This window comes from Nocardiopsis sp. TNDT3, assembly GCF_003427465.1.
Lineage (GTDB): Bacteria > Actinomycetota > Actinomycetes > Streptosporangiales > Streptosporangiaceae > Nocardiopsis > Nocardiopsis dassonvillei.
This window is the reverse complement of sequence record NZ_QPFC01000779.1, coordinates 1-1,211: the sequence shown is the minus strand read 5'-3', so window position 1 is coordinate 1,211 and position 1,211 is coordinate 1. Positions and strand designations below refer to the sequence as shown.

General features: G+C 73.7%; 2 protein-coding genes. One reads left to right on the top strand and one right to left on the bottom strand.

Features of this window, described 5'->3' with window-relative positions; translation table 11 throughout:
* The coding region (gene aztB, locus DQW06_RS19160; RefSeq protein WP_157983491.1) for a zinc ABC transporter permease AztB at window positions 1-736 on the bottom strand (736 nt) is incomplete at its 3' end.
* 63 nt (window positions 737-799) lie between these two features.
* Here aztB and DQW06_RS19155 point away from each other — a divergent pair.
* On the top strand, window positions 800-1,211 hold a 412-nt coding region (locus tag DQW06_RS19155), incomplete at its 3' end, for an ATP-binding cassette domain-containing protein (protein WP_117199040.1).

Below are 1,211 nucleotides of genomic sequence, written 5' to 3'. Positions count from 1 at the left end.
CCGTCTCCCAGTGCCAGGAGGCGAGCAGGCCGAGGAAGGTCGCGGCGCTGCCCAGCACGGCCGCGCCGAGCATGATCGCGGGCACGCTGCGCGCCCACAGGGCCGCGGCCGCCGGGGGCGCGATGAGCAGCCCGAACACCAGCAGCGTGCCCACCACGTGGAACGAGGCGACCACGGCCAGGGTGACCAGGCCGAGCAGGACGCCGTGGGCGGCCCGGGGCGCCAGCCCCAGGGTGGCGGCCTTGCGCGGGTCGAAGGCCAGGGCGAGGAACGCCCGGTGCCCCGCGACGGCGACGACCAGGGCCGCGGCCAGTGCCAGGCCCAGGTGGACCAGGTCCTGTTCGCGCACCGCCAGGACGTCCCCGAACAGGAAGCCCGTGAGGTCGACCGCGAAGGAGGACGAGTGCGAGACCAGGATCACGCCGAGTGAGAGCATCCCGACGAAGAGCAGTCCGATGCTCGTGTCCTGGGACAGCCGGGACGAGCGGCCCAGCGCGGTGACGCCCGCGGCCATCGCGCCCGCGGCCAGGGCCGCGCCCAGCATGAGGTTCTGGCCCAGCAGGGACGCCAGGGCCACCCCGGGCAGCATCCCGTGCGACATCGCGTCGCCGAGGAAGGCCATGCCGCGCAGCACCACCCAGGTCCCGGCGACGGCGCAGATGAGGGAGACCAGAATGCCTCCCCACAGCGCACGCTGCACGAACACGACCCCGAACGGGTCGAACAGAGCTTCCATAGTGGGACACTGTATAACGATAACCATTGTCATTTGCACATCGGGGTGAGCGTGAGGAACGGGATGAACCGTCTGGAACTGGACGGTGTGTACGCCGGATACGGGCGCGAGGACGTCCTGCGGGGCGTCGACGCGGCGGTCCCGGAGGGCGCGGTCACGGCGCTCGTGGGGCCCAACGGGTCGGGCAAGTCCACGCTGCTCGGCCTCATGGCGGGCACGGTCAGGGTCCGCCGGGGCGGGGTCCGGGCCTCGCGTCCGGCCCGCCCCGCCTTCGTGGTCCAGCGCAGCGCGGTCCCCGACGCCCTGCCGGTCACCGTGCGCGAGGCCGTCGCGATGGGGAGGTGGGCCCACCGGGGGTTCTGGCGGCCGCTGACCCGGCGCGACCGCGCCGTGGTCGCGGAGTGCCTGGACCGACTGGACGTCGCCGACCTGGCCGAACGCCGCCTCGGGGAGCTGTCGGGCGGTCAGCGCCAGC